The sequence below is a fragment of the Pseudoalteromonas sp. MBR-15 genome (genome assembly GCF_053628915.1).
On the sequence record NZ_JBRJHH010000008.1, the window covers coordinates 69,382 to 95,659 of the forward strand.

Consider the following 26,278-nt stretch of genomic DNA (forward strand, 5'->3'; position numbering starts at 1 on the left):
TCAGCTTATGTCACGTCTTGTTATACATTCATTGTATTAAAAAAATCATTTCACCCCATACTAAGCGTAAAAGTTATTCTTAACGGTTTAAATGAGTATAAAAAAATTAATTCATGAAGAAATGTCTGTAAGACTAACTTGATAAGTGAGTTTTGTGTCACAATAATCCCAGCATACTGTGAGCTTTAACGCTTATTGATTGCATTAAATGCATGAACTAACGTGAAGCAAGATAATTTTTACAGCGCAACATGTTGATAATAACTGTTTGGCTGTTTTAGGTAGAATAATAAATGAGATTATCAGATACCCATATTCAGCAATATATTAACGAGGGTCGTATCGTTATAGAACCTTCACCGAGTAAAGACATGATTTCTGGGGTGACGGTAGACTTACGTTTAGGCAATAAGTTTCGAGTGTTTCAAGATCATACCGCAGCTTACGTTGATTTAAGCGGTCCGAAAGATCAACTTAATAAAGCGATGGAATCGATTATGAGCGACGAAATCGTGTTAGCGGAAGAAGAAGCCTTTTTTCTTCACCCAGGCGAATTAGCCTTGGCGATTACGCATGAAAAAGTTACGTTACCCGCTGATATTGTGGGTTGGTTAGATGGCCGCTCCTCACTCGCTCGCCTTGGTTTAATGGTGCACGTAACGGCACACCGAATTGACCCAGGTTGGTCAGGTAATATTGTGCTTGAGTTTTATAACTCGGGTAAATTGCCTTTGGCATTAAGACCCATGATGAAAATAGGGGCGATGAGTTTTGAGACCATGACCAGCCCAGCCGAAAATCCTTACAATACCCGTAAAGATGCGAAATATAAAGACCAAAACTCGGCGGTAGCGAGTCGTATTAGCGACGATAATAAGTAAGCTTTTCTTATGTGGCCTTCGGGCCACAGTACTTTAATTGCAAATCGTTCCCAAAAGTTGGCAATTTACGCTGTTCCCCCCCATACTTTTAGCTGGTGTTTAATGGCACGGAGCTAAAATGCTTTCAATCAGCAGGTGCATCCTTACGTTTTATAAACAGCTGGTAACTGCTACTTGTTGTCTTTTTTTGTATACCTTTACAGCGACCTTAAATGCGGCTGAACTCCCTGTTTGGCTGATAAACACTGACGACCCAGTTTTTATTGTTAGCCAATCACTGCAGCAGAAATTAGACGATAAGCATAAAGTAAATATGCTTGAACCCAAAACACTTCGCTTAAAAGCACACAGTTCGTATTGGCTTGTCATCGACTTAAATAAGTTACCAAGTAATCAAGACTACGTTGTGTATATTGCTGAACCCAACTTAACGTGGAAAAAGTTTTATCTTCTTGATGATTTATTACAAATTCAAAATAAAGATAGATTGGCATCATTAGTCAGCTTATCGAGTGTGCGACCACACTGGTTAGTCGATCACAATCGTCAAAATCGCTGGGCACTTCTTAACTTCCAACATGAGCATGCGATATCAATTGAAGTCGGGGTTGTTTCAGCTAAAACGTTTGAAGTTAATTTACACCAAACAATTTTGGGGTATGGCGCTATCTTGGGTGTCTTGGTTTTATGCATGTTTGTATGTGGGGTGTATTACTTCATATCGAAACGCTTTAAGTATCTGACGTTAAATGCTTACTTCGTTTTAGTGACCATTGGATTTATGATAGATAATGGTTTAACGAGCTTTTTTGTTAGCGGGTTAGAGTGGAGCGCTAAGTGGCTTATAAACCAGTATGCATTGTGTTTTGGTGCTTATTTTTTGTATCACTTTGCTGCAATAAACAGACTTAAAAGTCACTATAAATCGGTGTGGATCGCTTTATTAAGTGTGTCAATTATTACTGCAATAATGGCTTCGTTATTGCCACAACTCAATCTGCAATCGTCGTACATTTTTAGTTGTATCGTCTTTTTAATGCTCGCAGGTATTGCGATTACTATTTTGTATAAAGGAAAAGGTGAGCGTATGCGTTTAAGATTATTAATGGTGCTTACGTTGTCTGTTCAAGCGTTTAGTTGGTTGGTGTGGAATGGCTTTGGTGTTGGTAATCACACCATGCAAAATGTCATTGTATTATTCACATCGTTAGCTATTAGTTCATTGTTGTTACTTAAAGATAGACACAGAATTTCATCATTTAATTATTCAATGACACATGATGCGGATACAAAATTACCCAATAAACAATTGCTACTGAGTGAAATAATGAAAAAAGTAGCGCACAAACAACATTTTTCTGTGATGTTGTTCAGGCCCCATGTCTTGGTAAATGCCAGAGCAACATTTGGCTATGAGCATGCTAATAACTGCATTGTGACTACGCTGGATGTACTTACCCAACAGCTTGAATCGATTAATGCTTTAAGGCTGGAAACCCATGTTGATCAAGGTGTCTGGATAGCACGCGTTGATGACAGTATTTTTGCTTGTGTTGTAATGGGGGAGTTGGAACTGAGTCATATAGAGCAATTTGCTTGTTTGATTCATGGAGTGTTTGAAGAGGGCATCACGCATAACAATGTAAAATTAGTTGATAGTGTTGATATTGGTGTTGCCCATTATCCTTTACATGGTAATACCGCCAGACAAATTCTACAGTGCGCGATTCAAGCTATGAGTGAAAAGCGCCTGCAAGGTGAGCGCTGGCGTATGTTTGATTTAGAAAGTGCGAGACTCTCTGAGCAAAGGCTGCTCATTGCCGCATCATTAAAATTAGCGATTGAAGAAGACCAATTAAACTTACATTTTCAGCCACAGATATGTTTAGAAACGGGTGATATTGTTGGTTGCGAAGCGCTACTTCGTTGGCATCACCCTGCACTTGGAGCAATCGGCCCTGATACCTTTATTCCGATTGCTGAGTCCTCAGGGGTCATTAATCAACTTACCGAGTGGGTCGTTGCGAAAGGCATAGAATGGCAAGCAAGGTTTTGTGAGTTAATACCTGAGCATGTCATTTCTATTAATATCTCGGCAAAAGATTTGCTCAATAAAGATTTACCTGTGCTGTTTATTACTAAGTTAAATGAGCTAGGTGTAAGTGCTGATTCTGTGATGCTTGAGTTAACAGAATCAGCGACCCTGGAAGAAAGTAAAAATATAAAAATAACACTGGACGATTATCGCTTAATTGGTGTGAAACTCGCCATTGATGATTTTGGTACAGGTTACTCTTCACTCGCTTATTTAAGTCAACTGGGCTTTGATGAGGTGAAAATTGATAAGCAGTTTGTTCTTAATCTCGCTTTTTCGTTAAATGATCAAAGTATCTGTAAAGCAACCTGTGATATTGCTAAAACGCTCGGTGCCAAAGTGGTGGCCGAGGGCATTGAAGACCCGCAGAGCTTGGCCATTTTACAACGTTATGGCTGCCAAATAGGGCAGGGATATTACTTTTCTAAACCGCTTGAAGCTGACGATTATTTACTGTGGATCAAGAACTTTAAGTCGGTCGATGTTAGCCACGATGTAAAAGCACACCTAGTTGATTAAAATACCGTAATAATGCGTCTGAGCAGCGTGATGTATGCTCTATGCTTGGGTAAATTAAACCACCGTCATTTAAGCCACTCACTAAAAAACTATTTTTAATTGCAGGATGGACAGCAATGCATTGCTCAAAACACCGTGCCGCAAGTTCTTCTGGCATGCTCATATAAATATGCTGTCGTTGTTTATCAAAGGCTATCGATTGTGTGACGAACTCGTTTGGGTTATTACCTTGAGTATCTAAAAAAACCTGATGAAAAAACTGATTGAGGAAATGATTTAACGGGTGTGTTAAATCAGGTGTTTGGGTTAACCACAATGATGAGCAAAACTGCATGGGTTGTCTGTGTGGGAACATATGCTGGCAAATATGGTGATCAAAGGCATGAAACCACTCATGTGCGAGGGCTCCTCCTCCGGCATTTTTTGCCAGAGCAAGTGTTTGGCTTTGTGCATTATAATGTGCTTGCACTCCTTTTTGACCGCCATGACCGAAAGCAAAATTCAGTTTGCCACGAAGGCCCATTGCCACAGGCGGTAATGACAGTATTTGTGCGAGATCTGCCAGCGCGTCATAAATTAAATTTGCAGCTAATAATCGTTCTTGCTTGGTAACCCAATGACCCACAACGAGGGTACGAAATCCGAACGTGTCGCGAATATCGTCAAAATCAACTTGGTCATCAAAACGGTAATCGGGACCTTGGCGGCTAAACCCCGCACTTAAACGTTTAGACACTCGCATTATAAATAACGTGCCTTGACTGCTTGAGGCATGTGCTGAGTTTGTTTTTCAACAAGCGCCGTGAGTAAGTGATAAAGCGGGTCAACATTACACTGCTCTATTAAATTAAGGCTCTGTGCAACGGCTTCTAATGTCGACAAGCTATCGGCGCGAGGTGCTTTTCTGATCACGTATTTGTTTTTTGGTAAAGTGGCGAAGCTGACAGCCTTGAAGTGCTGCAAACTTGGGGTCAGCATCAGCATTTTGTAGGCTTTTTTCCATGTGCCATCAAGCACCACTAAATGAGTAAGCTGTTGTTTAAAGTCTAATGTTGCATCAGTGCACTTATCAAGCATAATTGCATTATCGGCGGGATACAACAGTGCCGTGCTCTGTGTTGGCAATGAGGCGAGTTCAGGAAAGTCTTGCTCAGACTCGCCACTCAAAATAATACAGTTCGCTAAACCTAATTTAAGCAGGTGCGCTGTGTTTTTAGTTACTTTTTCTTCGCTAGGATGACGTAATATAATGATTTTTAGTTTATTATTAATTATGCTTATCGCATTACATAAGCAGGTTTTGACTGAAAAGCCACAACCCGAACACAGTTCTCTAGCCATATTAAACTTCTAGCATACAATTAAAGTATGGCTATTATACATGAGCTCTGGTCATAGGGTTGCTTTTTTACAATGAACAGCTAGAGTTGCGATTTAAATGATGACGTTTTTGATCAAGGGATAAACATGACGACGATCACAATAGATGAAGGTGCACTTGAAGGTATGGAATCGCTTTTGGGTGATCAATTTGCCGACACCTTAACCTTTTGCTGCAGTGAGTTTCAACGCTTGAGTGGTGAAGTTTTAGCGAATTTGGATTCAGAAAATGAAGTTGCTGCGCGTCATGCACATAGCTTAAAGTCAAATGCTGCGCAATTCGGTGCATCGAGCTTATCTGATGTTGCTCGCGAAATTGAACAGGCGTTAAACGAGGGGCATGTGGATACAGCAATAGAAAAGTCACAAAACCTTGACGCGCAAGTTGCAGGTTCAGTTGAAAAACTACAGGCCTGGTTTGCTGGTCGCTAATAACTTGAATTTATTTCAGTTATAACCTCAAAAATCCACTAGCGTGGTTAGCCTCTGCTAGGTTAGTCTTAAGGTCTAATAGTAGAGGTAACCATGTCACAAATAAAAAAGAGTCACAAACTTAACGGTGTCTGTTATGACATTCGTGGGCCTGTGCTTGCACAAGCTCGAAAAATGGAAGATGAAGGTCAAAAAGTTCTCAAGCTTAATATTGGCAACCCTGCGGCCTTTGGTTTTGATATGCCTGAAGATATGCACCGCGATATCATCCGTAACTTGTATTCAGCCCAAGGCTACTGTGACTCTAAAGGCCTTTACTCTGCCCGTGTGGCTGTTTATCAACACTATCAGCAACGTGGATTATTCAACCTAGATGTCGACCATATTTATATCGGTAATGGGGTGAGCGAGCTTATTCAAATGACGACTCAAGCATTGCTTGATAACGATGATGAAGTACTGATCCCAGCACCTGATTACCCACTATGGACCGCGTCTGTTAAATTAGCGGGTGGTAACCCTGTTCATTATTTATGTGATGAAGAACAAGATTGGTTTCCAGATATTGCTGATATAAAAAGTAAAATTACCTCAAAGACAAAAGCGCTGGTACTGATTAACCCGAACAATCCAACGGGGGCTGTCTACAGTGATGACTTATTAATGGAGCTTATTAATATTGCGCGAGAGCATAAGTTGCTGTTATTAAGTGATGAGATATACGAGAAAATTTTATATGACGGCGCCACACATACCTCAATAGGGGCGTTGTGTGATGATGTGCCTATTATTACCTTTAACGGCCTTGCAAAAACATACCGAGCAGCGGGCTTGCGTATGGGCTGGATGGTATTAAGTGGCCGTACAAGTGTAATGGAAGACTTAGTGCGTGGTTTAGATATGTTGGCGTCTATGCGCCTGTGTGCCAATGTACCTGCACAATATGCGATTCAGCAAGCATTGGGTGGTGTACAGTCAATCGATAATCTAATTAACCCCGGTGGGCGCTTGTGTGTGCAACGTGATATTGCATGGCAAGGACTAAATGCGATAGACGGCATTAGTTGTAAAAAACCAAAAGGCGCACTGTATGCCTTTGCAAAAGTTGACACCGACAAGTTTAAGATTAAAAACGATGAACGCATGATCTTAGATTTGCTGAAAGCCGAAAAAATACTGCTCGTGCACGGCAGGGCATTCAACTGGCCTGAGCCTGACCACTTTAGATTGGTGTTTTTACCGAACAAAGATGATTTAACTGAAGCAATGGGTAAGATGCAACGATTCTTTGCAGATTACAAACAGAGCTAAAATCAGCGCTCATAACAGCGAGCTAAGGCTCTAATGCCGTTCACTTTAGGTGAGCGGCATTTCTTTTTATGGAGTAACGATTGCTCGCTGTTACTTTTACTAGTTCGCAATAATACTTAATCATTTTGAGGGATTAAACCTGTCGCTACCCGCGTTAAAAATCTCTGACTTACGACTGCTTGGATGCAGGAAACACCTAAATAACGACATTTTTGCCTTATTATCAACGCGGTTTTATTGCCTCAAAATAGATTACTTAATTAAGCAAATTGGTATTACTATTAAAAAGCCTTATCTACGCGAACGGTGTTATCACTTAAATAAACAAGACGAACTTTGTCACCTTGATTAAATATCATCCGACTATCCTTGTCTTGAACGACCATGTATTGCTCGCCACTTTCTACTTGAATCATTAACTCAACAAGTTGATATTCAATATAACGGCTTGATTGCTGACGGTTGTGTGCAATCGACCCGCCAATCATTGAACCAAGAATAGTTGCCACAGTTCGACCACTTCCGCCGCCAAATTGATTCCCTACAACACCGCCTAATAGTGCGCCGCCAAAGGTTTTCCAGCCATTTGTTTGGTCTTTAACCAGTTCTTGCTCGGTAATATTACGAACTGACTGCACTGAACCAAACAAAACTTGCTGCACGGGAACCGCTTTATTACGCTGATAATCTGCGTAACTCGGCGCACTGAGCAGTAAACATAGGCTAAATAAACTAATAAGGTACTTCATATAACCTCCTGGCTACCAGCCAAAAGTAGATTTTTCGCGTGTTTTACGGATTTCAGTTTCATCAGCCCACTCAATCAGGCCACTTTTTAAATCCATTAAACGCATTGTGAATTTATAATAGACATCGGCTTTATCTGCATTAGATTTTACAATGCTCGACAGGTTACCGTATAACATATATTGCGCTCCCACTTGCTGACCAAATGCGATTGCAGTATTGGGATTGACGAGTGGGTCGACATTTTGGAAATTAAGCTGTTCGCGCACCGCTTCGACACGCGTCATATCAACAAAACGGAATTTACCGCTGCGTAATAATTGTGTCGAAATAGAGTCAGTGATTGATTCTGTATCAATATGCTCGCTGGTTTTATTTTTTATCCGCTCAACAAACACGATAGGACGCGAATTTGCTGTTAATGTCCCCACAACAGGCGATGCCAATAACGAATCTGTCATTTGGCTGGCGACCTTTTGCAAATCAGTTGAACCAAAGTTGATATCGGTTGTTTCAACAGCCTGAGCATCACCATAACTGACAACTGCTTTGTTGGCACACCCAGATAACAGTAACGATGTTGCAATTGCGATAGCGGTGGCTGATTTCACTGAATATAATTTCATTGTGGCTTCCTTAATCTTCGAATTCTTGTGCTTCTGTTGAGACTTCACGAACAGCAAGCGAAAAGGTGACTGCATCAGATGTTGGGGCTAAGCCCGGTAGTTGTGTTTTTGCAAAACCAAACAAGGTAATTGCTTGCCATGGTGAGTGATTGCCTTTTATGACAAACCCATCGGCGTCATACCAAGTAAATTGATATTGTAAATATTGAGACTTTTTATACTGACTTGCTAATGTCACAACCACATCGGTTAAGCCATTGGTTTGGCGAGTTTTTACATCAGAAATCGCAAGCTTGTTACCAAGTTCAGGGTTATTAACAATAAGTTGTTGATTATATTGTTGTGATGCTTGCTCGACACCGATACCAGAGGTGGTTGGGCGAGAGGAGCAAGCCGCAACGAGTAATAGGGTTAGTAATGGCACTAAATATTTCATTATTGCTCCTAGAGTTGGACTACATGTGAGTCAAAGTAGTTATTAATAAAGGTTAGGTAGACAAAGGTTAACCCCTGCTTACTAACCGCAAAGTCAATTTTTCCGTGCCCTGACACCCACAGAGAGTGATTACCAGGGGTCATTGCTGTTTGTGCGATACTTAACTGATTTGGTAAAGTTAACCAACTGCGCGTATCTGCTTGCTCAGAGGCAAGGTTATATATATTCGCTAAAATATTGCCGACATCACCACCACTTCTGGCAAGTTCTGCACGCATTTTTTCTTTTGCCACTAACCTCAAAACTTGTCGTGAAACTCTGCCCGCACTTTGATCTTTCAATGTTTTCGCTGCAAGTGACTCAAGCCGAACTATCGGCGTGAGTGTTAAACTTTCACCCGAGACCGTGATATTTTTTTGTGAGCTCACATAAGGCACGTCGCTGTATACGGGCATGGCGATACTGTAAAAACGCGCATCGCCACGCGAAGTATAAATGGGTAACCGTAAATTATATTCTTGCTTAGCAGGGATCAGGCCTTGCTCGGCAATAATAATAACCTGACCTTGATTGGCGTTGACCTCATTGAGCTTACCAAAACGCTGACTAAAAGTTTCAAAGTCTTGATCAAAACCTTGTTTTTTAGCGAGTCGTAATACATTTTGTTGTAAATATGTATTATCGGTGTTTATCTCTAGGGCTTTTTTATAATCGATATAGGCATCATCAAATTGTTTATTCGCCTCATAAAGCATACCCGATAAATAAAACGTAAAAGCATTTTGAAAACCGTTCTTCACATCACCAATTAGCGTGGTCATGTCGGGGTAGCCAGCGGCGGCTTCTTCAGTGCGTTTATCGAGCTCAGCTTGATTATCTTTCAGTGCATCTTCTTGTACTTTGTTTGCACGCCTTATTTCTACTAAAGCCGATTCTAATTGGTTTTCAAATACATAACTAAGCGCTTTATAGCTATGCAACATAGTCATTTCGTACGCGGGTGGTTCATAACTAATGACTGAATCATTGGTTAATAATGCGTTACTTTGCTCAAGACCTGCGCTTATTTGTAGTTTTGCAGCTTGGCGCTTTTTTTCCATATTCATATAAACAGCTTCAAATGTGCTGTTAGCCTCAGAGTGCTGATCTGATAAAAACGCTAACCGCGCAGTTTCCAGCTGATTTAACAAATAGTTACTGTGCATTGAACTGTTACTAGGTAATAGTTGGTTGGCTGTGTCGATATCATTTTGGCTGACAGCTTGGCGCACTGGCCTTAGCTGTGTTGCATAATCTTGGAATAGATCAGTAATACCTATGGTACTGCAACCAGATAACAGTAAAACAGCTCCAATAAATAAATGTCGATGCACTGAATACTCCTATAAGACAATGTAATCAGAGTAGCATACGCGACTTAACCGTCTATGATAAATTATGTAAAAAATCGTAAGTGATTTACGTTTAGAACGGTCTTGTATTTTATTATCAAAAGGATATCTGTATTTTGCCAACCACTGTGTTCTATACCTTGATGGCTTTGTGCGCTTTTGCCGCCAATTCTTTATTGTGCAGAATGGCTTTACAAAGTGGTGATATTGACCCTTTGAGCTTCACTGCCATTCGTTTAGTCAGTGGTGCATTAACCTTATTTTTGTTAATGAAATGGCAGGTTAAATCAGTTAAATCGATGACCGTTGTGGACAGAGGTAATAACCTAAGTGCATTGAGTTTGTTTGTGTATGCGCTGTGCTTTTCAATTGCTTACGTTAATTTAAACACGGGAACGGGGGCGCTGATATTATTCTCAGCAGTGCAATTGACGATGATAGGGCACAGTATTATTAGCAAAGAGCCATTGCGTAAATTACAGTGGGGCGCACTCATCGTTGCTTTTGCCGGCTTTGTGTATCTAATGTTACCCTCTGCAACGGTTCCATCCTTATTACCCGCGGTGTTAATGGCTGTCAGTGGTGTTGCTTGGGGAATATACAGTATTCGAGGAAAAACATGCGAAGCGCCTCTTCAAGCAACCGCGTATAACTTTCTTAGGAGCTTAATGCTCGTACCCATACTCATTTTGTTAGTGGCGATGCAATGGCACGCTGTATCACCTACCGGCATTTGGCTTGCTATAGCCTCGGGTTCACTGGCATCAGGGGTTGGGTATAGTATTTGGTACTTAGTGTTACCTAAACTCAAAAGCAGTCAAGCAGGCGTTGTTCAACTTGTTGTGCCTGTACTAGCAACGTTTGCTGGTGTGGTATTTTTAAATGAGCTATTAACCATGAGGTTAGTGATAGCCAGCGCCTTAATTCTTGGCGCTGTTATGGTGTTTTTATTAGCAAAAAGGCCAGTGAGAACGTAACTTATTGTGGGCTATTTACATTTAATACGTAGCGTTCATATAAACTGTTTAACTCGGATAAAATGGCTTTTTTGCCACATAAGTCACTCTCAGTTATGCGCTGTTGTAATGTGTCGATAGAAAGGTACTTCATCATGTTTGCTGACTGCGCTATATGGCTGATATGCCATGGTTCAGGTGCAACGCCACCCATGTACTCTCGGTATGGACGAAAAAAGCCATATTTCTCGAGATTATCATCAAGCCACGCTGTTAATCTAGCAAATGGCCCCGAAGTTGAATACTCTTCGGGGCTTAATTGCAGTTGATAACTATCACTGATGGCTGCAGTGTCGTAAATATCTAAATCGGTACCAAAATGATGTCGACTCGCGCCGGGTAAGGCTGAATAAAGCATAATTGCGTGGCATTTTTCAGCATCGCTCAATGCCGATAGGTCAACGGTTTCTTGTTCAAGGGTATAAACAGGGCGAAGGCCTTTAAATTTAGCATTCCAAATTGCACTTTGGCGCGTAAAATCACGAAAACTTGAGGCAATTCTAAGCTCAATTCCAGCCCTTTTAGCGCCTTGTTGTAATGCTAAAAAGTCGGTAACAATATCTGCATGTAAACGGTGGTTCTGCAGCTCAACTAAATGTGAGCTACTTGACCCTGTAACGCATTGCAGTAAATAGGGCTGACTCATGTTAACAATTGCTCGAGAATGGTTTCGTATATTTTTGCAAGTTGAATGAGGTCGTCACAGCTCACGCATTCATTCACTTTATGAATTGTGTCGTTGCGAGGACCAAGTTCAATGACTTTGGCACCTGTCTGTGCGATAAAACGTCCATCAGACGTACCGCCTGTGGTTTCAAGTGCAGTATCGCGACCCGTAACGTGTTTAATGGCGTTTACCGTTGCGTCGACGAGCGGACCGTGGTCGGTTAAAAAAGGTAAGCCATTAACAATCCAGCTTAATTCGTAGTTTAAGCCATGCTTTTCAACAATTTTAACAACGCGTTGTTGTAGTTCTTCATAGGTTACTTCGGTGCTAAATCTAAAATTAAATTGAATGTCTAACTCACCAGGGATGACATTGCCGGCACCGGTGCCACCATTAATGTTTGATACTTGGAAACTGGTCGCTGGAAAAAACGCATTGCCTTCATCCCATTGAGTTTGGCTCAGTTCTGCAAGAACTGGGGCAGCTAAATGGATGGGGTTTTCAGCAAGGTGAGGGTAGGCAACGTGTCCTTGCACTCCTTTGACAGTTAAAAACCCTGTCAGAGAGCCTCGGCGGCCATTTTTTACAACATCTGCGAGCACATCACGCGAAGACGGTTCGCCGACCAAGCACATATCAATCTTTTCACCACGTGCTTCGAGTGTATCAATCACTCGGGTTGTACCATTGATAAATGGGCCTTCCTCGTCAGAGGTGATTAAAAATGATATGGAGCCTTTATGGTCAGGGTGTTTAGCAACAAAGCGCTCAGTTGCGATAACCATTGCTGCTAAAGAGCCTTTCATATCTGCAGCACCACGCCCATGAAGCATACCGTCTTTAATAAGGGCTGAAAAAGGTGGGAATTGCCAATTTTTTTCTGGGCCTGTCGGGACAACATCGGTATGTCCGGCAAAACAAAAGTGGGGAGACTCAGTCCCTTTTCTTGCCCACGTATTAAGCGTGTCGGTAAAAAATAGCGACTCAATATTAAACCCTAGCTTTTCTAAGCGTTCGTTCATAAGCGCTTGGCAGCCTGCATCGTCAGGGGTGACCGATTCTCGTTGGATGAGTGCTTGGGCTAATTCAATAACGGAATCAGTCATTAGGCAAAAATCTCGTCGTATTGAGCAGCTTTAAACCCTAAATGATACTGACCGTTATGAATCAGTACTGGACGTTTTATCATTGCTGGCTGCGCGACAAGGAGTGCTAAAGCGCTTTCTTTATCTAAATTTTGTTTTTGTTCATCAGTGAGTTGACGGTAGGTTGTTCCACGCTTATTGACGAGTTCTTGCCAATCTATATGTTGTGCGAATTCGGTGATAAGGTCGATACTAATGCCGTCTTTTCGATAGTCATGAAAAGTAAAGTCATAATTTTTATCAGATAAATATTTCTTGGCTTTTTTAATTGTATCGCAATTGCTGATACCATACATGATCGTCATAAATTCTACTTTTTAGTTACTGTTAGTAATGTATCTACCCCAGCGGTGACCTGAGATAACGAAAAATAAAGCGGTCCAAGGTTTGCTGCATTCAACACACACAGTGTGCCTATCATTGGGCGCGTTAATTCACGTAAATCGAAATACGCTAAGCGTTCGCCTTGGGAAATTTTATTGCCGTTTAATTTAGCAATGTTGGTGTGATTAATGTGATCATCTTCAGATGAAAAATATAAATTTATTAAAATTTTCAGGCCATTGTTTGCTTGTAATAGGTATTCTTTACCCGCATTTTTAACTTGTAATAAGGTGCCATCAAACGGTGCAATAATGTTATGACTTGTGAGCTCAACAGAAATCCCCGGACCCAATGTCGAAAACCGAAAAAAGGGCTCAGGGTGTTCTGTTATTGGTTTTACCCGACCGCTAAAAGGGCTTTTAATGGCCATTATTTGGCTTTTTCTTAGCGTACGTTCAGGCAAGTATTTTACGTCGTTACTCATGGGATTACTTTTGCTCACCGAGTACATGGTAGCCGTCTTTTTTTAGCGCAGTTATGGCTTTTGGCATACTTTGTTTTTTTACCAATACATAATCAGTGTCATACGTTGATAACGCAAAAATTGAAATAGAGGCTTTTGCTAATACCCCAGAAATATTTGCCATTATCCCCGTTAGTGAAAAGCCCAATGGACCAATCACTTCAAGTGCTAGCCAATCAGTCTCTTGATCAAGGCTTTGAAGTTCAAAACTACTCGGACAAACAATCGATAATTCGTCAGCAGTTTTAGCAATAAAAAAAATGGCTTGTTGAAGTAAGGCAGGATCAATTGTGTCATTGACATCAAGGCTATGAATCGTAAGTTCTGTACTATGAAGCTGTAGCGTTTGTTTTGACATCTGTAATCCTATCTAGGTCGCCTTTAAATTTATAGTATATATAAATACGAGTAAGTTAAAGCGCAATAAATTTAGTTGCCGTGTTTTTAGTCAAAGAGGGGCTGGAAGGTTGTCCACAGAATCTGTGGATAAATATGGGAATAGCTCAGTATAAAGAAGGTAACAGGCTAATTTATAAGTGAATTATAAACTAGCCTAATTTTTGAGGGGTTATTTTAGTAAGCTTTCTGCCTGTTTTGCTTGAATCGCCGTAAGGGCAATTGTGTAGACAATATCGTCAACTAATGCACCGCGACTTAAGTCATTCACAGGTTTACGCATACCTTGCAGCATAGGTCCTATACTGATGAGTTCTGCACTTCGTTGTACTGCTTTGTAGGTTGTATTACCGGTATTAAGATCTGGGAACACAAAGACAGTCGCTTTACCCGCAACAGGGCTGTCAGGCGCTTTCTTAATTGCGACATTTTCCATAATTGCGGCATCGTATTGAAGAGGACCGTCAATGATGAGATCAGGGCGTTTTTGCTGCGCTAACTTGGTGGCTTCACGCACTTTTTCAACATCAGCTCCTGAACCTGATGTGCCAGTACTGTAACTGATCATCGCAACACGGGGTTCAATGCCAAATGCAGCGGCAGAGTCAGCTGATTGAATCGCAATATCGGCGAGTTGTTCAGCCGTTGGGTCAGGGTTAATAGCACAGTCACCATAGACTAGCACTTGATCAGGTAACAACATGAAAAACACGGATGATACTAATGACGAGCCTGGTGCTGTTTTAATAAGTTGTAATGGCGGGCGAATCGTATTAGCAGTGGTATTAACGGCCCCTGATACTAATCCATCTACTTTGCCTTGTTCGAGCATCATCGTACCAAGTACAACGTTATCAAGCAGTTGTTCTTGTGCAACGACTTCTGTTAGGCCCTTGCCTTTACGAATTTCTACCATTGGTGCAACATACTCGTTGATCACATCTTTAGGTTCAACAATGGTTACATGGTCGTTAAGCTCAACACCTTGCTGTTGTGCAATACGTAAAATCTCTTCTTTATCACCAAGGAGAATGGTTTTGGCAATCCCGCGTTGGCCACAAATTGCGGCAGCTTTAATTGTACGTGGCTCATTACCTTCGGGTAACACAACCGTTTTGTTCGCTTGGCGTGCTTTGTCTGTTAATAAGAAACGGAACGCTGGCGGTGACATTTTTCGGGTGCGACCGACGCTTTTCGCAAGACTGTCTAGCCAGTCAGAGTCGATGTGGCTAGCGTTATGGTGCTTCACTTTATCGATACGTTGGTCATCATCACACGGCACTTCCATATTAAAGTTGTGCAGCAGCAATGAAGTGCGCCAAGTGTCTTCTTTTGTGGCAATAATAGGCAAACCAGTGTCCATTGCTTGCTCACATAACTGCATAATACGGTCTTCAGGTTTAAAACCACCGGTGAGTAATATAGCGCCAATTTTTGTACCATTCATTGCCGATAGGCACGCAGCAACGAGTACGTCGGAGCGGTCACCGGGCGTAACCAAAAGGACGCCTGGGGTAAAATGGTTTAAAATATTTGAGACCGTGCGAGCACAAAAAGTAACGTGACGTAAACGTCGGTGTGCCATATCACCTTCATTAATGACTTCTGCTTTTAAGTATTCACATAAATCTTTAACGCGAGGTGCAACAAGGTCAAAATCCCACGGAATTGAACCAAGTAATTTAAATGGGTGTTTTCTAAAGATCGGCAATGAAGCTAAACGGTTTAATTCGTTTTCAAGTTGCTCAGGTTCATGCGCTTCAACAAGGTCAGCACGTGCGCGGCCTTCTTCATCAAGTGGGGCATTCACTTTATTAAAAATACAGCCTAATACGCGAGGGTGATTGACGCCGCCGTAGTTACCAGAAGCAATTTCTAAGCGGTCTTCAATTTGGTCATTACTGTCGTTGCTTGGGGTTAGCACAAAGACAATATCAGCCCCAAGAGTTTGAGCTATCTCACGGTTTACTCGCCCAGCATAAGGCTGGCGTCGCGTTGGCACCATGCCTTCGATGATGGCAATTTCGTCTTCTTTTATGGTGTTTTCAAAGCGTTCAACAATTTCTTCAAGTAGATCATCTCCCTTACCATCCCCAATCATTTGCTCAGCATAGGCTAAATCAAAAGGCTTAGGTGGAGTGATGGGGGAGCCATGAGTCACAATTTGTGTTGACTTCTCGGGGCCTGTATCACCTGAACGAGGCTGTGCAATCGGTTTAAAAAAGTTTACTTTTAACGCTTTTTGTTCAAGTGCGCGTACTAAACCAACCGAAACGGATGTTAAACCTACCCCTGTTGAAATAGGGATCAACATTATTCTGCGAGCCATAATTAACACTCCTTCGCAATGCGTGCTGCGTCGTTTGCTATTACCCATTCTTCATTGGTTGGAATAACAAAGGCTTTTGTAAAGGCATCACCTTGTGTGATTAAGCCTGCGTGACCAAAGCGTGCGGCTAAATTTGCTTGATCATCACAAATAAGGCCTAAAAAGCCTAATTGTGTGATCACTTTTTTGCGAATGATATCTGAGTTTTCACCAATACCCCCGGTAAAAATCAGCGCGTCTAGGCGCTGCAAAGGCACCATAAATGCGGCTATTTGTTTTGCTAATCGGTAGCAGAAAATATCAAGCGCAAGATTAGCCTGCTGATGACCAGCAACAGCCGCTTCTTCAATTGTGCGACAATCGTTAGATAACTCACTGATACCTAATAGACCACTTTGTTTGTTTAGTAGATCATCAATTTCTTGTACAGAATAGTTAAGTTGCTGGGTTAAAAACGTAAATAAACCCGGGTCAATGCTACCGCTTCGCGTGCCCATCACAAGGCCTTCAAGAGGGGTTAGGCCCATACTGGTATCAACACTGTTGCCATCTTTAATGGCGCACACAGAACAGCCATTACCCAAATGAGCACTGATCACATTGGTTTGTTCGCGTTCTTTGCCAAGTAATTTTGCCGCTTCACCCGCTACATAGAAATGGCTGGTACCATGAAAGCCGTATCGTCTCACGCCATGCTCTTTGTATAACGAGTAAGGTAGGGCGTACAAGTAAGCAATATTTGGCATTGTTTGATGAAAAGCGGTATCAAATACTGCAATTTGTGGCAGCGTTGAAAATGCCTGCTGCGCAGTACGAATACCAAGTAAATTTGCAGGGTTATGCAAGGGGGCTAAGGCTGCCGTTTTTTCAATCGCAGATAATACATCGTTGTCGATTAGCACTGACTCGGTGAAATGTTCTCCACCGTGAACAACACGATGCCCGACAGCAATTAGGTTGTCTGCTAAACCTAAACTATTCACCAGATTAACTAACTCAGCGATTGCCGCATCATGTGCTTGACCATTTGCTAGTTCAATAACTTGCTTGTTGCCCTTGTATTTGTACTTAATTGAAGGTGTTTCTGAGCCTAATCGTTCAGCAAGACCAGAAATTATTTCGTCGGAGGTGTTGGCGTCTAAAATGGCGAACTTTAGACTTGAACTACCACAGTTTAATACTAAAACATGGCGTGGTGAGCAAGGTTGCAAAGGCATAGCTGAGTCCTAAAAATACAATATCAGAGTGAGTACGGCTTGATAATTAGTGTTCTGTGCCAGTATAGTAAAAACATATTTTGTTGCTACACTTAACAGAGTTAGGTCGTAATTATACTAAAGTCTTGTTGACTTGTGCCGATAGTATTTTATCTCATTTAGTTGTTAAACGTTAGCCTGATTAACAAAAAACTAGGACAGGTTTTGCAGGGATTGTGTCCGGGAGTGTGTTACACTCACATGTGAAACAGTATGAAAACCTAGGAGTGATGATGCAAAAAAGTGTCATGTCACAAGTGCAAACAGGTCGCCAATACGCCAAAAAGTGGCCTATGCGACAAGAGCTTGCTCCCTTGTTTGCTGAATTTAAAGTGATAAAAGCCACTGAGCTTGCCATTACAGTAATGCCTATACTGGCAATGCTGACTGTGTTTATGCAAGTAAACTACTTAGGCAGTGAATTTTTCCCACAAGCAATTACAATTGCATTATTTTTTCTGTCATTACCATTGCAAGGTTTGTTGTGGTTAGGTAAGCGCGCAGAAACTCGGTTAGAGCCTGCAATGTTTAACTGGTACACAGAGCTTCATAGTAAAATGAAAGCGCATGGTTACCAGTCGCAATTAACGACTGAAAAACCACGCTATTCTGATTTGGCTCAACTGCTAAAAGATATGTTCGAAAAAATGGACAAAGCCTTCACAAAAGAACACTTTTAGTCACGAATAAACTGGCTCACATAAAATGATAATGTCACTGTTTGTGGGCCTTTTTGTTCTATTTCTTGCCAATGTTCAGGGCGAAATTTCCACGCAAATGGCGTCATCATTATCAAATGCTTAATGTCTTCAACACTTAATACGGTTTGTTGCTCAAGTAGCTCTGTCGATTTTGCGCTAAAACCATTGGGCGCTTCTATCTGGGTATGTGGTTTAACATCTGCGTAAATAAACGACTTTAACTCTTTAAGGTGCCATGGGCCGGGGCTTGCCACAATCAATGTGCTTTGGGGTTTTGCTAGGCGCGCGAGTTCGTCTGCAAAAAGCGGGGCAAAGACACTTATCAACACATCAGCTTCACTATCTGCAAAGGGCGATTGGCTAATTGATGCGACACTAAAATGGGCATTTTCATAGCGCTTTGCGGCATATTTCACTGCCGGTTTCGAAATATCGACCCCATACACTGTTGCATTCGATGAGTTCGCTATCGCTTGGGAGTAAAACCCTTCGCCACAGCCAAGATCTATTACTGACACAGGTTTTAATTTAGAGACTAAGCGTGCAATAGCGTGCTGTAAAAAGCCATAATGGCCAGCAGATAAAAAGGCGCGGCGCGCTTGTACCATGTCGAGGTTATCACCCGGTTGCTTCGACTTTTTATTTTGTACGGGTAATAAATTTACGTAGCCTTCTTTGGCAATATCAAAGCTGTGATTATTCACGCAGCGATATGTTTTATCAGTTAAAGTCAGTGCGTGTTTGCAAAGCGGGCAGTGGTAGTGAAGACTCATGAGTCTAAGTAGTCCTTATCATAAAAGGTTTTAACCCAATGTGGGCGATAGGTGATCAATAAGGTAATAGCCATGCCATTGAGCATCGCTTCAGGAAACCAAATTATGGCACATAAAATTAGGTAGTTTTGCGAAATTTCAATCAAGCTATATTCACCCATAACGTAATAGAGCATGCCACTGGTGAGTATTTTAATACAGGCGATGAGTGCAGCAGTTAAAAAGGCACAGAAAAAGATATAGATAAAAAAGTGTTTTGGTAAGTAGGTATAGCAAAGCACAAAACACAGGTAGCTGAGCGAAATGGGTATAAAGGCAGTGAAAAGTAAGTGAATCGGCAGAAGGCTTATGGGCAACTGAGCCACTAAAATCAACAAGGCACTTGCCAGTACACTTGCAAAAATTGCCAACCGCCAGCCTAAAATAAGGGTAACGGCACTGACCCCTAGTATATGCAATTCGAGGCCTGGTAAAATACCGGCTTTTATACGCCACAGCACAGCAAGCACAAGTGCACAGGCAAGCACACCTATTTGTCTGATTGGCGTTGCCAATAGCTGTGCAAAGCTGTTTTTATCAAAGCTAAGCCAAAGTATGAAAGCCACACAGCTCCACAAAGGGAGCTGCCATTGCAATTGCTCTATCATGCGTCAAAAGAAGACCAGATAGGGGCGTGATCTGATGGCTTTTCGATTCCACGTAATTCGTAATCGATACCAGATTCGACACAACGCTCAGCAAGGGTTGGAGTTGCTAAAATAACGTCGATACGCAGTCCTCGGTTGTCATCAAACCCTTTCGAGCGGTAATCAAACCACGAATACTGCTCTGTTTTTTCAGGGTAAAGCTCGCGGAACGTGTCTTTAAAACCCCAATTTAATAACGTGGCTAGCCATTCACGCTCTTCAGGTTGAAATGAGCATTTACCCGTTTTTAACCAACGTTTACGATTTGGCTCACCGATACCAATATCGAGGTCAGTCGGTGAAATATTAATATCTCCCATCACGATTACATCTTGATCTGGCGTGTGGTTATCATTTAAATGCGTCATTAAATCTTTATAGAACTGACGTTTATAAGGAAATTTTGTTTCATGAGCAATGTTGTCTCCTTGCGGAAAGTAACCATTCATTACCGTTAAGTCACGGCCATTTTCTTGCGCCACAGTTACGCTGATCATACGGCGCTGTGATTCGTCTGTATCAGTCGCAAAACCTTTAACAATAGACTTTGGCTCTTGCTTACACAGCATAGCTACACCGTAATGCGCTTTTTGACCATGAAAATAAACGTGATAACCCATTTTTTGCACGTCTTCGAGAGGGAAGGCTTCATCGTGAACTTTAATTTCTTGTAAGCCAATGATATCAGGCTGATGTTTATCGATAACGGCTTGCAATTGATGTAGACGAGCACGCAGCCCGTTAATGTTGAATGAAATTACCTTCATCGTGCACCTATAAGTTATTTTTGTTTAGAACGAGTGGGTTAATTCTACCATCAAACTAACGGCTATTCATGAGCAAATTTTGAAAAACACTATGAATAAATGTTGCACAATTGATTAACTTCTTAAAGGTATTGTTAACTCATTATTAATTATTAAATTAAATAAATAATTCGGTTGATCTGCTTATTTTTGTTTATATAATGCGCGAACACACCCGTTCAAATTATGTACTACTTAAAGGTAAACCATGAAAAAACAATTAGTGATGCTTTCAATTGCGTCTATCTCATTTGGCACATTAGCAAGCAACCCGAGCTACTTTTCTGCAGACAACAGTATCGAATCTAAGTTATGTAGTTTAAGTGCAAATGAAGGGTTTACCGCTGCTCGTAAAGAAGCAGCAAAACATGGCATCGCAATGTCACGTTTTTCACCAAGTATTTTATGCAATGGAACTGACATTCGTGAGCTCGCTAAAAAAGCACCTTCACAGCATGTTCCAAAAAAAGCGCAGGTTGAAGTTTTTGCAAAAAACCAGCAAAAAGAAACTCAGCTGTGTATTACAGCACTTAAGCAAGGCTTAACTCCTGTACGTGAGAAAATAGGTAACTTAAATTCATTAAAATGTAATGGCGAAGCGGTGACAGACTTTGTAAAACGCTACCAAAACGCAGCAATTTAATAAAAATAACTGTTTATAAAACAGGTGAGTGTTGCTGAATGACGCAATAACTTACTCTGAATGATAAAAGCGCTCTTTGTAGCGCTTTTTTAATGACTAAAACTGTCAAAAAGGTCTCTGTTTTATCCACGCTGCAAAAGCATGGCGTAAATTACGCTGGTTTTTAGTAATAAATTTTCCAACCTTCAGTGACTTCTGTCATAATAGAGCGTTAGTGAAATAAAATGACCTTTAGGTGCAATGGCTACAAAACGTATCAGTGATGAACAGCTTGTCGAAATCATAGAAGCCGCGATTTTTGTTGCTGGAAAACCGCTGTCTAAACGTCATTTAAAAGAAACGGTTTTAGCTGAGTTAAGCGTATCAATGCCCAGAATTAATAATGCAATTGAACAGATTCAAACGCATTATCAAACTCGCGGCATAAAACTTGTTGCTGTTGGCAGTGGGTATCGCTTTCAGGCCTGTGCAAGCCTTGCGCCTTGGCTTGCGAATTTATGGCAAGAACGTGCGCCTAAATATTCAAGAGCGCTGTTAGAAACATTATCTCTGATTGCCTATCGACAACCAATCACCCGTGGCGAAATTGAACAAGTACGAGGTGTAACGGTGGGCTCAGGAATTATTAAAACGTTATTAGAAAGAGAGTGGATAAGAGTTGTTGGGCACAAAGAAGTGCCAGGGCGCCCGGCGCTTTATGCAACGACGGCCACTTTCTTAGACTATTTTTCATTAGCTGGTTTAGATGAGTTACCGCCTTTGCCTGACACTCAGGAAAGTAAAATCAACCAGCTATTGAGTGATCCTTCTGTGAGAGAACTATCTGAATGAGTACAGTAGAAACTGAAAAGTTACAAAAAGTGTTGGCGAGAGCGGGTGTGGGTTCGCGCCGCGAAATGGAAAAATACATTGATGCAAATCGCGTGAGTGTAAATGGTAAGGTTGCCCGTTTAGGTGATCGTGTTGAACCAACTGATGTAATTCGTGTCGACGGTCATGTAGTAAAAATTGAAGATAAGGCAGAGCGTATTTGTCGTGTATTAATGTATAACAAGCCAGAAGGTGAGTTATGTACACGTAAAGACCCAGAAGGCCGACGCACAGTATTCGATCGTCTCCCTCGTGTTGATGGTGATCGCTGGATTGCGGTCGGGCGCCTAGATATTAATACGGCTGGCTTAATGTTGTTTACCAATGACGGTGAACTGGCTAATCGCTTGATGCACCCAAGTTATGAAGTAGAGCGTGAGTACTCGGCGCGTGTATTTGGTGAAGTTACTAACGAAACGTTACGAAATTTGACCAAAGGGGTTGAGCTTGAAGATGGCCCTGCGAAATTTTTAAATATAAAGCCGATGGGTGGAGAAGGCATTAACCGTTGGTTTAATGTGACATTAACTGAAGGTCGTAACCGCGAAGTGCGTCGTTTGTGGCAGTCACAAGATGTTGAAGTGTCTCGTTTGATCCGTATTCGCTATGGTAAGTTAGAACTTGATAAACGTTTACCGCAAGGTGGATGGGCAGAGCTTGACCTAGACACAGTGAATTATTTGCGTAAAACAGTACAGCTAGGCCGTGAGACACAAACTAAGCTATCTGCAATCCCAGATAAGCGTAAAGAGAAGCGTGCTAAGATTAATCAAATTCGTAAAGCGGTTAAAAAGCATAATCACCGCGTTAAACAAACTAAGCGCCGTTAATGAACAGTAAAGCGCGGGTTTAATACCCGCGTTTTTTATTTTTGCTGTGCATCAAGTGATTGACCATTCACTTCTTTAGAATCATCACTCATCAGATATAAATAGGTTGGCATTAAATCTTCTGCAGTAGCCAATTTATCTCTGTCTTCACCTGGGTAGGCAGACGCGCGCATGGCTGTCCGCGTTGCACCAGGGTTAATACAGTTAATACGGATATTAGTTTTACCCACTTCAGATGCCCATGTTTGCATCATCCCTTCAACTGCAAATTTTGAAATAGCATATGCTCCCCAAAACTCACGCCCTTTACGGCCAACGCCTGACGATGTGAATATCACAGAAGCACTCGGCGATTTACGAAGTACTGGGAACATATATTTAGTGATCATTGCTTGCGCTGTCACATTAACTTTCATGATATTTTCGAAAGTTGAAACGCAAAAGTGCTCAAGCGGGCCGAGCGACCCTAAAATTCCAGCGTTATTGAGTAGTCCATCTAATTTACCAAATTGTTGTTCTATAGTAGCAGCTAGATCACGGTAGTTTTGCTTAGTTGCGCCTTTTAAGTCCATTGGCACAATAGCAGGTTGTGGACCACCCGCATTGATAATTTCATCGTAAACAGCTTCAAGTTTACTGGTTGTTTTTCCAAGTAAAATAACAGTGGCACCCTGCTTTGCATAGGTTAATGCGGCAACGCGACCAATACCATCACCGGCACCTGTTATTAGAATTACTTTGTCTTTTAGCGCATTCTCAGCAGCTTTATATGTGTGCATAAAAGTACCATTGATTACATTTTTTTCTATTTTACCATAGCAAAAAGCCAAGTTATCGAATTTATTGCAAATTAAGGTGGCGAAAATTGAAACTTTACGTTAACTTTAACTGGTCTAATGTCTTATTAATAACCTAATTACATTAAATTAACTTAACTAAAGGCAGTCTAGCGACTACTTTTATACTTGAACACACAATAACAATAAGATTTGCGCGGAGCGAAATTATGAAAAAATTGCTACTTTCACTAGCCATTGCATCAGTCATTACCGGCTGTGGTGGAGGAGAAACATTAGAAGATGTAAAAAATGACAGCCCTCCTATCATCCCTAGCGCGACAGTTAAGTTTGACCCTGCCAACAGTGTTATCTCTGTGCCAAATGACTTATTAATGAGTGGCACACTAGACGGTACACTGAATATCCCTGGCGAATTAGATGACAACAATGTCAGTGTTCCTCGTGCCGCGTATGCTAATCCTCAACTTGCATTGGGTGCGCTCGATGGTTGGTCAACACAGACTCCGTTTAAAATCGACCTCGCATTCCCTCCAGGTGTTTCGCTTGATGCCGCTTCGGCGGGCGGGCCTGGTGCTGTACGTATTTTTGAAGTTGTGATGGGTGCAAGTCAAACTGATGATACCTGTTCACAAGTACCTGCAGGTATTGCATGTAAGCTGGTATCAGAACTCACTTTTGGTGTTGATTTTATTACGCAAGGTTCGCGTGATTCTGTCGCTGTTATTCCGCTAAAACCATTTAAAGCGGGTAGTACATATATAAATGTATTAACGACGTCGTTGTTGGACTCTGAAGGTCGTTCAATTGAGCCTTCGTCTACGTATGCGCTTGTTAGTGAAGAAGCACCGCTTATTACTGATTCTCAAAAGTCACTTCAAGCAGTCATTAACAGCTATGAAAATGCTGTCATTTCAGGTGGTCAAATCAGTAAAGATGACATCATTTACTCAGCGGCAATGACAATGCAATCAGCAGGTCAAGTATTAGGCACTGTGAAACAACTGCTAGCTGCCAGCCTAACCCAAGACGCTTTACCGCGTCCTACAGTGCAAATTCCAGAACAACCCGTTATTACGGTTGAACAAGTATTTGCATCACAAGGCATTACTGGTTTATCGCCAGCTTTTGCTGGGGTGCAATATCAAAAAGGCAGCGTGATGCTACCCATGTACCTAGGTACACCGACGGGGACTGATGTCAGTGATTTGTCGGCAACCTATTGGCAAGGGTTGTGTGACAGTGGTGTGGCAGTGCTTGGTTATGCGTCGTCTGCGGGAGCATCATTTCCAACGGATCCAATTAGCGAGAATGATGGTCTTTGTATGGCGCTAAGTGGTGGTAAATTACGTGATTTAGGGCTTGACCAAACGAAACATCTAACTAAGTACAATACCATTCCAAAAACACAGAGCATTGCTAATGTACCGGTGCAAATTACGAAGCCAATTTTGCCTGTAATTAATGCTGTCCGAGCGCAATTAGGAGAAGATGAGCTTGTAATGCCAGAGGGTGGTTGGCCAATTGTTATTTTACAACATGGTATTACGTCTAAAAAAGAAGACATGTTAGCCATTACGGCTCAGTTATCAGTTCAAGGCTTTGCGACTGTAGCAATTGACCACCCAAGACATGGTGAGCGCGGTGTTGATGTTAATGGCGATGGCACCGATGATTTTAATGCATCGACTGGGTCGGTGTTAAGCTATATGAACTTGCAGTCATTATTAGTTGCACGTGATAGCTTACGTCAATCGGTAGCTGATTTGTTAGGTTTACGTATGGGCTTGAACTTCACAGGCCAAGCTGATCTTAATTCACAAGATGTCTCTTTCCTTGGCCATTCACTGGGCTCTGTAGTGGCGCCTGCATTTGTCGCGGTTGCTAATTCACCGTTGGATGAACAAGTTGATCCACTGTTTAATGTAAAAAGCGTTGCACTGGCCAGTGGTGGCGGTGGTCTTGCAAGTTTCTTAATCGAATCAGCAACGTTTGGCCCATTTGTACAAGGTTCAGTGTTACTTGCTGCTGGTATTGAAGAGTCGGCTGAGTTTAGTGCGTATTCACAAAATGAAGCACTTTCAAACTGTGGTGCATTATCGGCTAATCAAACGGCTTTTGTAACATGTGCTTATAAAGAGTATGTGGGTTCATTAACTATGGCTGGTGAAACCGAAAAACTTGCTAATATTCAAGGCGTAGTAACGCAATTTGCGTTTGCAGCACAAACCGCACTAGACAGTGGCGATCCCTCTAACTATGCATCTGCAGTTGCAGCGCTTGGTACACCAGTATACATGAGTGTTGTTGTGGGTGATGGTGCAGATAATAAAGCAGACCAAGTTATTCCACCGATGGTTGCAAGCAACCCAATTGCAGGGAGTCTGCCTCTTGCAAAGCTTATGGGGTTAACGACAGTGGCTGAAACACAAGCGCCTACCGCAGATCCTATGAGTTATGTAGTTAAGTTTACTAAAGGACATCACAGCTCTGTGCTAACACCTGTGCCTACTGAAGACTCAGGTGCAACAGCGCAAGAGAGTGCAGCAGCGACCACTGAAATGCAGCTGCAAATAGGGACTTTCTTAGCAGCTCGCGGTCAATTTCTACAGGTTACGAATACGGATGTTGTCACAGAATAAGTGAAATCCGCCAATTAAGTAAAAAGCCACATAATGTGGCTTTTTTTTGCCTTAAA

Annotated in this window: 27 protein-coding genes; 10 read left to right on the forward strand and 17 right to left on the reverse strand. The window is 41.7% G+C overall.

All coding sequences use genetic code 11. The features are described 5' to 3' along the window. Positions 1-293 precede the first annotated feature (293 nt). Both dcd and ACSSVW_RS12205 read left to right on the forward strand, forming a co-directional pair. Positions 294-881 carry a dCTP deaminase gene (gene dcd / locus ACSSVW_RS12200; RefSeq protein WP_036968938.1) on the forward strand — a complete coding sequence of 196 codons (588 nt, stop codon included), beginning with the start codon at positions 294-296 and terminating at the stop codon, positions 879-881. Positions 882-1,068: 187 nt separating this feature from the next. Continuing rightward, positions 1,069-3,495 (forward strand): EAL domain-containing protein, encoded by a 2,427-nt coding sequence (locus ACSSVW_RS12205; protein ID WP_454179412.1) that lies wholly within the window; start codon positions 1,069-1,071, stop codon positions 3,493-3,495. Here the strand turns inward: ACSSVW_RS12205 and ACSSVW_RS12210 are convergent. Further along, positions 3,461-4,240 carry a CLCA_X family protein gene (locus ACSSVW_RS12210; RefSeq protein ID WP_371915637.1) on the reverse strand — a complete coding sequence of 260 codons (780 nt, stop codon included), beginning with the start codon at positions 4,238-4,240 and terminating at the stop codon, positions 3,461-3,463. The genes ACSSVW_RS12205 and ACSSVW_RS12210 overlap by 35 nt on opposite strands. Next, a complete protein-coding gene (locus ACSSVW_RS12215) occupies positions 4,237-4,836 on the reverse strand; it encodes a tRNA-uridine aminocarboxypropyltransferase (RefSeq protein WP_454179413.1) in 600 nt (199 codons plus the stop codon). The genes ACSSVW_RS12210 and ACSSVW_RS12215 overlap by 4 nt, the downstream gene beginning before the upstream one ends. A gap of 126 nt (positions 4,837-4,962) precedes the next feature. On the opposite strand from ACSSVW_RS12215, the gene ACSSVW_RS12220 reads away from it, so the two are divergent. Continuing rightward, on the forward strand, positions 4,963-5,307 hold the full coding sequence (locus tag ACSSVW_RS12220; RefSeq protein WP_065979823.1) for an Hpt domain-containing protein: 345 nt from the start codon (positions 4,963-4,965) through the stop codon (positions 5,305-5,307). Between the two features lie 93 nt (positions 5,308-5,400). Next, positions 5,401-6,618 (forward strand): pyridoxal phosphate-dependent aminotransferase, encoded by a 1,218-nt coding sequence (locus ACSSVW_RS12225; RefSeq protein WP_036968919.1) that lies wholly within the window; start codon positions 5,401-5,403, stop codon positions 6,616-6,618. Positions 6,619-6,899: 281 nt separating this feature from the next. Here ACSSVW_RS12225 and ACSSVW_RS12230 read toward each other — a convergent pair whose 3' ends face one another. The 4 genes from ACSSVW_RS12230 to ACSSVW_RS12245 are packed head-to-tail and all read right to left on the reverse strand — an operon-like array spanning position 6,900 to position 9,800. Then, positions 6,900-7,367, reverse strand: a complete 468-nt coding sequence (locus ACSSVW_RS12230) for an outer membrane lipoprotein (RefSeq protein ID WP_036968917.1) — start codon at positions 7,365-7,367, stop codon at positions 6,900-6,902. A 12-nt stretch (positions 7,368-7,379) separates the two neighbouring features. Continuing rightward, complete coding sequence (lpoB, locus tag ACSSVW_RS12235; RefSeq protein ID WP_036968915.1) at positions 7,380-7,991, reverse strand: penicillin-binding protein activator LpoB; 612 nt, start codon at positions 7,989-7,991, stop codon at positions 7,380-7,382. A gap of 10 nt (positions 7,992-8,001) precedes the next feature. After that, a complete protein-coding gene (locus ACSSVW_RS12240) occupies positions 8,002-8,427 on the reverse strand; it encodes a YcfL family protein (protein WP_036968913.1) in 426 nt (141 codons plus the stop codon). A gap of 8 nt (positions 8,428-8,435) precedes the next feature. Continuing rightward, positions 8,436-9,800 (reverse strand): COG3014 family protein, encoded by a 1,365-nt coding sequence (locus ACSSVW_RS12245; protein ID WP_065979824.1) that lies wholly within the window; start codon positions 9,798-9,800, stop codon positions 8,436-8,438. A gap of 134 nt (positions 9,801-9,934) precedes the next feature. On the opposite strand from ACSSVW_RS12245, the gene ACSSVW_RS12250 reads away from it, so the two are divergent. Continuing rightward, on the forward strand, positions 9,935-10,795 hold the full coding sequence (locus ACSSVW_RS12250) for a DMT family transporter (protein WP_454179414.1): 861 nt from the start codon (positions 9,935-9,937) through the stop codon (positions 10,793-10,795). 1 nt (position 10,796) lies between these two features. On the opposite strand, the gene ACSSVW_RS12255 is transcribed toward ACSSVW_RS12250, so the two are convergent. The 7 genes from ACSSVW_RS12255 to ACSSVW_RS12285 form a co-directional block, all read right to left on the reverse strand. Further along, a complete protein-coding gene (locus ACSSVW_RS12255) occupies positions 10,797-11,480 on the reverse strand; it encodes a M15 family metallopeptidase (RefSeq protein WP_454179415.1) in 684 nt (227 codons plus the stop codon). Further along, complete coding sequence (gene dapE / locus ACSSVW_RS12260) at positions 11,477-12,607, reverse strand: succinyl-diaminopimelate desuccinylase (RefSeq protein ID WP_454179416.1); 1,131 nt, start codon at positions 12,605-12,607, stop codon at positions 11,477-11,479. Before dapE ends, ACSSVW_RS12255 begins: the two co-directional genes overlap by 4 nt. After that, a complete protein-coding gene (locus ACSSVW_RS12265; protein WP_036968906.1) occupies positions 12,607-12,951 on the reverse strand; it encodes an ArsC family reductase in 345 nt (114 codons plus the stop codon). The genes dapE and ACSSVW_RS12265 overlap by 1 nt, the downstream gene beginning before the upstream one ends. Positions 12,952-12,956: 5 nt before the next feature. Beyond that, on the reverse strand, positions 12,957-13,454 hold the full coding sequence (locus ACSSVW_RS12270) for a PTS glucose transporter subunit IIA (RefSeq protein WP_075593652.1): 498 nt from the start codon (positions 13,452-13,454) through the stop codon (positions 12,957-12,959). Between the two features lie 4 nt (positions 13,455-13,458). After that, positions 13,459-13,851, reverse strand: a complete 393-nt coding sequence (locus ACSSVW_RS12275; RefSeq protein WP_036968903.1) for an ACT domain-containing protein — start codon at positions 13,849-13,851, stop codon at positions 13,459-13,461. Positions 13,852-14,061: 210 nt separating this feature from the next. Further along, on the reverse strand, positions 14,062-16,218 hold the full coding sequence (gene pta / locus ACSSVW_RS12280) for a phosphate acetyltransferase (protein ID WP_278369639.1): 2,157 nt from the start codon (positions 16,216-16,218) through the stop codon (positions 14,062-14,064). 2 nt (positions 16,219-16,220) lie between these two features. After that, positions 16,221-17,435, reverse strand: a complete 1,215-nt coding sequence (locus ACSSVW_RS12285) for an acetate kinase (protein ID WP_454179417.1) — start codon at positions 17,433-17,435, stop codon at positions 16,221-16,223. Between the two features lie 272 nt (positions 17,436-17,707). Here ACSSVW_RS12285 and yfbV point away from each other — a divergent pair, with 272 nt between their 5' ends. Then, entirely contained in the window at positions 17,708-18,154 is a 447-nt protein-coding gene (gene yfbV, locus ACSSVW_RS12290; protein WP_036968894.1) for a terminus macrodomain insulation protein YfbV, read from the forward strand. Here the strand turns inward: yfbV and ACSSVW_RS12295 are convergent. Genes ACSSVW_RS12295 through xthA form a run of 3 tightly spaced genes read right to left on the reverse strand, consistent with a single transcriptional unit; the run spans position 18,151 to position 20,401 of the window. Further along, positions 18,151-18,948, reverse strand: coding sequence for a putative RNA methyltransferase (locus ACSSVW_RS12295; protein ID WP_454179418.1), 798 nt, complete (start codon positions 18,946-18,948; stop codon positions 18,151-18,153). The two genes, yfbV and ACSSVW_RS12295, sit on opposite strands and share 4 nt — an antisense overlap. Beyond that, positions 18,945-19,595, reverse strand: coding sequence for an energy-coupling factor ABC transporter permease (locus tag ACSSVW_RS12300; RefSeq protein WP_454179419.1), 651 nt, complete (start codon positions 19,593-19,595; stop codon positions 18,945-18,947). Before ACSSVW_RS12300 ends, ACSSVW_RS12295 begins: the two co-directional genes overlap by 4 nt. Then, entirely contained in the window at positions 19,592-20,401 is an 810-nt protein-coding gene (xthA, locus tag ACSSVW_RS12305; RefSeq protein ID WP_065979830.1) for an exodeoxyribonuclease III, read from the reverse strand. The genes ACSSVW_RS12300 and xthA overlap by 4 nt, the downstream gene beginning before the upstream one ends. Positions 20,402-20,648: 247 nt before the next feature. Between xthA and ACSSVW_RS12310 the strand changes: the two genes are divergently transcribed. From ACSSVW_RS12310 to rluB, 3 genes are all read left to right on the forward strand, one after another. After that, positions 20,649-21,083, forward strand: coding sequence for a hypothetical protein (locus ACSSVW_RS12310; protein ID WP_036968882.1), 435 nt, complete (start codon positions 20,649-20,651; stop codon positions 21,081-21,083). Between the two features lie 240 nt (positions 21,084-21,323). Then, positions 21,324-21,914 carry an SMC-Scp complex subunit ScpB gene (gene scpB, locus ACSSVW_RS12315; protein ID WP_036968879.1) on the forward strand — a complete coding sequence of 197 codons (591 nt, stop codon included), beginning with the start codon at positions 21,324-21,326 and terminating at the stop codon, positions 21,912-21,914. Further along, positions 21,911-22,783 (forward strand): 23S rRNA pseudouridine(2605) synthase RluB, encoded by an 873-nt coding sequence (gene rluB / locus ACSSVW_RS12320; protein WP_036968876.1) that lies wholly within the window; start codon positions 21,911-21,913, stop codon positions 22,781-22,783. Before scpB ends, rluB begins: the two co-directional genes overlap by 4 nt. A gap of 35 nt (positions 22,784-22,818) precedes the next feature. Here the strand turns inward: rluB and ACSSVW_RS12325 are convergent, their stop codons facing one another. Then, positions 22,819-23,562: a YciK family oxidoreductase gene (locus tag ACSSVW_RS12325; protein ID WP_036968874.1), complete on the reverse strand. Its 744-nt coding sequence runs from the start codon at positions 23,560-23,562 to the stop codon at positions 22,819-22,821. A 227-nt stretch (positions 23,563-23,789) separates the two neighbouring features. On the opposite strand from ACSSVW_RS12325, the gene ACSSVW_RS12330 reads away from it, so the two are divergent. Then, positions 23,790-26,222, forward strand: coding sequence for a VolA/Pla-1 family phospholipase (locus ACSSVW_RS12330; protein WP_454179420.1), 2,433 nt, complete (start codon positions 23,790-23,792; stop codon positions 26,220-26,222). Positions 26,223-26,278: the final 56 nt, after the last annotated feature.